Consider the following 6197-nt stretch of genomic DNA (forward strand, 5'->3'; position numbering starts at 1 on the left):
GGATTTGTTGAAAACATTTGGTTTCGATTATAATGAAGACATGCCATCGAAACAAGGGTATGAAACCGAACACTGGAAGTGATGCAAATGAGCAAGAAACATATACGCGTGGTGGTCGGCATGTCCGGCGGCGTGGACTCGTCCGTGACCGCCTGGTTGCTAAAAGAGCAAGGCTATGAGGTTATCGGGCTGTTTATGAAAAACTGGGATGACACCGATGAATTCGGCCATTGCACAGCCACGGAGGACTTCGAAGATGTGCGTCGCGTTTGCGCACAGATTGGCATTCCCTATTACTCTGTCAACTTCGAAAAGGAATATGAACAAAAAGTGTTTCAGTATTTCCTTGATGAATACAAAAAAGGCAGAACCCCCAATCCGGACATCATGTGCAACCGGGAAATCAAGTTTGGCGAGTTCTTAAACAAAGCGAAACAGCTAGGGGCCGATTTCATCGCAACGGGCCATTACGCACAAATCATCGAGAAAAACGGAGAAAAGTACCTAGCCCGTGGCGCGGACCCCAATAAAGACCAAACCTATTTCTTGTACGCCGTCAACAAACCGCAATTGCTACAGGCCATGTTTCCCATTGGGCACATGCAGAAACAGGAGGTGCGCGAGATCGCGCAAAAAGTCGGTTTGGCCACAGCCAAAAAGAAAGACAGCACCGGCATCTGTTTCATCGGCGAGCGGAATTTCCGCGAATTCCTCAGCCACTATCTGCCTGCACAACCTGGAGAGATCCATACCCTAGATGGGGAAGTGAAAGGGCGGCACGACGGCTTGATGTATTATACGTTGGGCCAACGTCAAGGATTGGGGATCGGTGGAAGCGGAACAGGCGAACCTTGGTTTGTCGTGAAAAAGGACATTGAAAAGAACATTCTCTATGTGGCGCAAGGCCATGACCATGAAGCACTGTACTCCGGTGGGCTCATCGCCACCGATATCAATTGGTTGGGCCAAGGCGACACTCCAAACGAGCCTTTTATATGCACCGCTAAATTCCGCTACCGTCAAAAAGACCAACCGGTGCGCGTACTTCCGCAACCGGACGGCACTTTCTGCGTGGAATTCGCCGAACGACAACGGGCGGTCACCCCGGGGCAATCCGTGGTTTTCTATGATGAGGAAATTTGTTTAGGTGGGGGCATTATTGACAGCACCTTTTAACATAAAATAGCATTGGGCGGTTTTCTTGAACGGCCACAGGGCTGAATCAAGAAAGCCGCACCTTATTTTTACGATGCCTCTCTCGACATCGTTCAGCAAACTTCTATCACACTGTTTCTTTTGGCTGCCAAAATGTTTCCGTTTTATGGCACAACCGAAAACGGGACTTTAGTCTACTATTCAAATATTGGAAAATAGAGTAGCATTAAGTCGAGTTTCATAGTATAAAGGGGGATTGTAGCATTGAAGGACAAAGCGTATTTACCCACCCCTGAGTTTGACACAGACGACCTGTCTCCCGAAGAATACAGCACGCAAATCAAACGAAAAACCATCGCTCTGATTGGTGCTGGCATTGCATGTTCCGTCTTTTCCTACGCCATTTTCACCAACTCAACTGGGTCTATGTCAACTGACAACAACGAAGTCACCGCCAAGCAAACGAAACGGCCCACCCCAGAGACGGAACAAAAACTGCACAGGTCAAGCCAGTCCGCATCCACCGCTACAAAAGCGAATTCGTCGGACAATGGCCATCAACCCAGCGACCCGGCAAAACATCTTCCCGGCATGGTTGACGGAGATGCCAACCCAACCCCAGATGCGGCTCACCCTAACCAATCTCCGAACAAACCCTCACACATCGGGAATGACGACAACCGGGATCCGCTTAACATTTTTCACGCCTCCTCAAATGTAGTGGCCAGCGCGACGCCTTCATATGAAAAAAACCCTTCACCAAGTTCAGACATACATAATAAACCTTCAGAGACAACCGTTGTACAGAAGGAAAAACCACAGCAAAATACGCCCACATGCGATCTGGCCTGCGAAGCGACAAAATCTACTAAAAAAAAGTTGGCAGAAATATTGCGAGATTTAACCAATTGAAGCCAATAAAAAAAGTAGCTGACTTTTTTCAAAGCCGGCTACTTTTTATATGGCGTGCCCTGGAAGATTCGAACTCCCGACCTTCTGATCCGTAGTCAGACGCTCTATCCAGCTGAGCTAAGGGCACATATGCGATTGGTGCGGACGAAGGGACTTGAACCCCCACAGCCTTGCGGCCACAAGAACCTGAATCTTGCGCGTCTGCCAATTCCGCCACGTCCGCAAACTTCATATGGAGGCGGCACCCGGACTCGAACCGGGGGTAAAGGTTTTGCAGACCTCTGCCTTACCACTTGGCTATGCCGCCATGATAATTGGCAGGGGCGGTAGGAATCGAACCCACACTGGAGGTTTTGGAGACCTCTGTTCTACCACTAAACTACGCCCCTGTATGGTGCTGGTGAGAGGACTTGAACCCCCAACCTACTGATTACAAGTCAGTTGCTCTACCAATTGAGCTACACCAGCGTGGTGGCTCGGGACGGAATCGAACCGCCGACACGAGGATTTTCAGTCCTCTGCTCTACCGACTGAGCTACCGAGCCACATTTGATTATTATAACATAGATGATCGTTTTTGTCAAAAATGGCGGAGAGAGAGGGATTCGAACCCTCGAGGCGAGTTTTGCCCGCCTACACGATTTCCAATCGTGCTCCTTCGGCCAGCTCGGACATCTCTCCGTATTGTGAAGTTAAGTTTTCATTTTCGTTAGCTCATCTCGCTGACAAAATATATATTACACTGGTTCATTCATGTTGTCAACGGGAATTTTAATTTAATTCTATTCTGAATTTATTTGGTTGCCACTCCCGCACGCTTGGATATGATTTGACTTCGTTTTTCCGCAACCGATTGCTATCTGCGTTAAAGGAGTGCGGTCATCAACACCGCTTTTAACAGCGCATGAATAAAACTGAACCCAATCGCCAATCCGCTTAACATCATCCCCACGCTCGCCAAGTTCCCTTTTTCTGATCTTCTACCCCTCAACCCCAGCACCAATCCGACCACTCCGCACACAATCCCGGCCAGCGCAAACACAAAGGCTGAAAAAAAGCCGACGATTCCCAACACCAATGCAATCTGCGCTTCTTTGTTTCGCTGTGGCATTCTTTCCAAATTGGTTTGAATTTGCGTTGGTTCCATCAAATCCCTCCAACCCGCATCTTAATGTTAGTTTATTCATCAGGAAGCAGATATTCCCTCTCTCTTCATTCTTTTCATTTTCCTTCCATCGCAAACCCCCTTTTTATAAATTTTCCCCAAACACTCCTTCATTCCATGTGGCGGGATGAGGTCATCTTGATAAAAAAAGCCACCTGATGGCGGCTTTTCCCTTTATTTTGTAAGCAAGTTCAAAAGCGGTCTCTTCTTGGGCTTGTTGCGTCTTTTTGTGAGCCGTTTTCTTATCATCTGCTGGCATGTTTTCTTCGAGGTAGTCGAGTGCCCTGACACTTTTACTCTTGGCCCGAAGCCCGTCGTAACTAAATCCAAATTGCAACTCAACCTCTTTGTTGAGAGAATCCTTTGTAATTCCTTTCGCTTGCCCTGGCTTGAAAAATACCTCAAATCCATTGACCTCGATTTTTCCATTGCCGGGATGCTTATACTCCGTCACAATCCCTCTTACCGTCCGCAACTGGTTTCCCCCAGCTTCATCAATCATCCGATGATGAACCAATGACTGCAATCCCTCTCCTATTCCAAACCACTCAAAACAAAAGGTCTTGTAGGGGGACTTTTCTGCTTCTTTGGCACAAGCTTCAATTAATCTCTTCGCCCTGCTTTTCTCAAACTCATATCCTTCCATCCCTTTCAATACCATGAGGACATAATAATAATAAAGAGCCTGCACCTGATTGGTTCTGCTACTCCAAGCAGACAAATATTCAATCGCATCATCGAGAGTCACATTGGGATGATGGCGTGCCACTTGGAACCATAAATAAATGTTTTTTTCATTGTCCGGCTCTTCCATGAGATTGTCTTTCAGCAATTCCATGATGTAATTGAGATTTTTTGTGCCGATTTTGCTGAAATCCTTGAATTTCTCCCTGTACAAGCGAACGATTTGCCGACGGATCATCGGTTTGTTAGAGATCGACGGCAATAAGTTGTTCAAGTTTTGTATCACGATGTTCAAATCCATGTACAGTTTCTTTAAATCACTTTCACAATGCGTGATATAGGAGTTGGTTTCCTCTTCAATATGTGTTTGTTTCACGCTTTCCAAAAGGCCTTCAGCCAAATACAGACAAGCCAAAAACCACTGGTTACTTGGGCGCTTAAAAAATTCTGCATGTGTGAGTCCTGAGATTTTAACCACATCGTCACTCATGTGTATGATCATCTCAACATGGGAGATGGACCCATGCAACAAGTTGTTGTGGTCACGGGACCGTTTAAACCAACTCCCCGCATGGTTCGCCAACACTTTTACTTCTTCCAACTCTTCCCCGGAAAGAAGCTTGGGCTACTTTGTGTACTTCGCTTTCAGTGCATTTAGCTTATCTTTTAACTTCTCTCTTATGCACAATCCTTTGATGTGATAAAGCAGGGAGTCCACTTTACCTTCGCCTTATCTGCCGCATTGTTCGCTTCATCCAGATTCTTGGCCATATATAGATAATACCGTGCCAAATGTGCCGGAAAATGCGGTTCTTCCAGATATAAGTGAACCAATTTACGTAGAATATCCCCTTGCCACTTGACATCTTTGATCTCGGTAATCAATCGAGCAAACTTCTCTTCTCCCATCTCTTTATTGTTTCGGCGGATGAACAAGTCGAACAAAATTTCCATGATATACTCTGGCTGCTCTCCATACTCAGAAAACGTGTCTTCCAAAAAAGCAAGCGAATATTGAGCCAAATTGCTTCTGTACGTAAAATTATCCACTTCCTCTTTTTTGCCTAACTATTGACGCAACAGCTCTTCTGCATACAAATAGTGACGTGGCCGCCAATGCGTAAATTTGCCGTATTTCTCCTTAATCAACAATGACTCCAGATTGAAATTGAAGTGCTTTTTCAAATCAACTTTATCCCATTCTGACACTTTATCAGTTCCAGCTTTATTAAGGAGGGTCAAACAAATTGGTCGGAAGGCTTTTTTGTTCAAAGTGATAGCACAAGGCGATATAAATGAGAATTTTCTTTTGCTCTTCTGTCCGAATCGTGCTGATAAACTTTTCAATATAATCGGACAGTCCCAGGAAATCCTCCTCAAACGTAACCAATCCGATGTAAAATGGATTCCGCAACGCCGGAGAATTTGAATGCCTGATTTGTTCTAGCGCATTTTTTTCTTGTGCTTTAACTCCAGATCATCATATCGCTCAAGATGTCTCCTGTATTCGTTCAAGAATTCATTGGTTTCGTTGAGATTTAGGATAGTGGTATACAATCTTTTTTTGTGGTCTATATTTTTCAATTCGTTTTTCGATCCCCGTTGCACCACCAAAAATACCACCGGCCGGGTGCGGCTCCTAATTGCATCATATAACTCATATATATTGTCTCGGCTGAACTGGTGGGCTTCCGCCACAACAAAAATCGTCTTTTTCGTCTGATCATATAGCTCCACAATTTTGTCTGCCGTATCCAACAGCCTATATTGTTTCAGAATAACGGTTGGATACTTTTCGCGCAAATCAAAGGCAATTCGCCGGCTGATGGTTGTCCCTCCCATGCCTGGTTCGTGTATTACGTAAACCTTTGTTTGCTATTTGTGCATACAAAAAAGCCTTAAGCTTGATTGCTTAAGGCTTTTTTGTATGGCCTGGCAACGACCTACTCTCCCAGGGCTTAAGCCCAAGTACCATCGGCGCTGGAGGGCTTAACTTCCGTGTTCGGTATGGGAACGGGTGGATCCCCTCCGCCATCATCACCAGACGTTATGTTGTTATTCAAGGTGTGAACCACACCCTGAAAATTAGAATGGAATAAAGCGTGTTGCAAGATGAAGAGATGAAGTAGGATAAGCCCTCGACCGATTCGTATCCGTCAGCTAAACGCATTGCTGCGCTTACACCTCGAACCGATCAACCTCGTCATCTACAAGGGGTCTTACTTCCACAGGGGAATGGGAAATCTCATCTTGAGGGGGACTTCGCGCTTAGATGCTTTCA

Annotated in this window: 7 protein-coding genes, 7 tRNA genes and 2 rRNA genes; 2 read left to right on the plus strand and 14 right to left on the minus strand. The window is 45.8% G+C overall.

The window, feature by feature from the left end; genetic code table 11:
* The first annotated feature begins 81 nt into the window (after nucleotides 1–81).
* Entirely contained in the window at nucleotides 82–1176 is a 1095-nt protein-coding gene (gene mnmA, locus CLV36_RS02650) for a tRNA 2-thiouridine(34) synthase MnmA (protein WP_245888266.1), read from the plus strand.
* A gap of 243 nt (nucleotides 1177–1419) precedes the next feature.
* Complete coding sequence (locus CLV36_RS02655; protein WP_106341655.1) at nucleotides 1420–2067, plus strand: hypothetical protein; 648 nt, start codon at nucleotides 1420–1422, stop codon at nucleotides 2065–2067.
* Nucleotides 2068–2117: 50 nt separating this feature from the next.
* On the opposite strand, the gene CLV36_RS02660 is transcribed toward CLV36_RS02655, so the two are convergent.
* From CLV36_RS02660 to CLV36_RS02725, 14 genes are all read right to left on the minus strand, one after another.
* Nucleotides 2118–2194 (minus strand) — tRNA-Arg (locus CLV36_RS02660).
* 9 nt (nucleotides 2195–2203) lie between these two features.
* Nucleotides 2204–2290 (minus strand) — tRNA-Leu (locus tag CLV36_RS02665).
* 10 nt (nucleotides 2291–2300) lie between these two features.
* A tRNA-Cys gene (locus tag CLV36_RS02670) sits at nucleotides 2301–2374 on the minus strand.
* An 8-nt stretch (nucleotides 2375–2382) separates the two neighbouring features.
* Nucleotides 2383–2456, minus strand: a tRNA-Trp gene (locus CLV36_RS02675).
* Between the two features lie 3 nt (nucleotides 2457–2459).
* Nucleotides 2460–2535: transfer RNA gene (locus CLV36_RS02680), tRNA-Thr, on the minus strand.
* A gap of 1 nt (nucleotide 2536) precedes the next feature.
* A tRNA-Phe gene (locus tag CLV36_RS02685) sits at nucleotides 2537–2612 on the minus strand.
* A 42-nt stretch (nucleotides 2613–2654) separates the two neighbouring features.
* Nucleotides 2655–2748 (minus strand) — tRNA-Ser (locus CLV36_RS02690).
* 184 nt (nucleotides 2749–2932) lie between these two features.
* On the minus strand, nucleotides 2933–3214 hold the full coding sequence (locus CLV36_RS02695) for a hypothetical protein (protein ID WP_106341656.1): 282 nt from the start codon (nucleotides 3212–3214) through the stop codon (nucleotides 2933–2935).
* A 151-nt stretch (nucleotides 3215–3365) separates the two neighbouring features.
* A complete protein-coding gene (locus tag CLV36_RS02700) occupies nucleotides 3366–4517 on the minus strand; it encodes a hypothetical protein (protein ID WP_106341657.1) in 1152 nt (383 codons plus the stop codon).
* A 77-nt stretch (nucleotides 4518–4594) separates the two neighbouring features.
* Complete coding sequence (locus CLV36_RS02705; RefSeq protein ID WP_106341658.1) at nucleotides 4595–4966, minus strand: hypothetical protein; 372 nt, start codon at nucleotides 4964–4966, stop codon at nucleotides 4595–4597.
* A gap of 18 nt (nucleotides 4967–4984) precedes the next feature.
* Nucleotides 4985–5125: a hypothetical protein gene (locus CLV36_RS17140; RefSeq protein WP_181352789.1), complete on the minus strand. Its 141-nt coding sequence runs from the start codon at nucleotides 5123–5125 to the stop codon at nucleotides 4985–4987.
* Between the two features lie 234 nt (nucleotides 5126–5359).
* Nucleotides 5360–5758 carry a hypothetical protein gene (locus CLV36_RS02715; protein WP_146130581.1) on the minus strand — a complete coding sequence of 133 codons (399 nt, stop codon included), beginning with the start codon at nucleotides 5756–5758 and terminating at the stop codon, nucleotides 5360–5362.
* A gap of 88 nt (nucleotides 5759–5846) precedes the next feature.
* Nucleotides 5847–5961 (minus strand): 5S ribosomal RNA (gene rrf / locus CLV36_RS02720).
* A gap of 81 nt (nucleotides 5962–6042) precedes the next feature.
* Nucleotides 6043–6197 (minus strand): 23S ribosomal RNA (locus tag CLV36_RS02725); the annotation flags it as partial.

It is taken from the genome of Laceyella sediminis (assembly GCF_003003125.1).
Classification (GTDB): Bacteria; Bacillota; Bacilli; order Thermoactinomycetales; family Thermoactinomycetaceae; genus Laceyella; species Laceyella tengchongensis.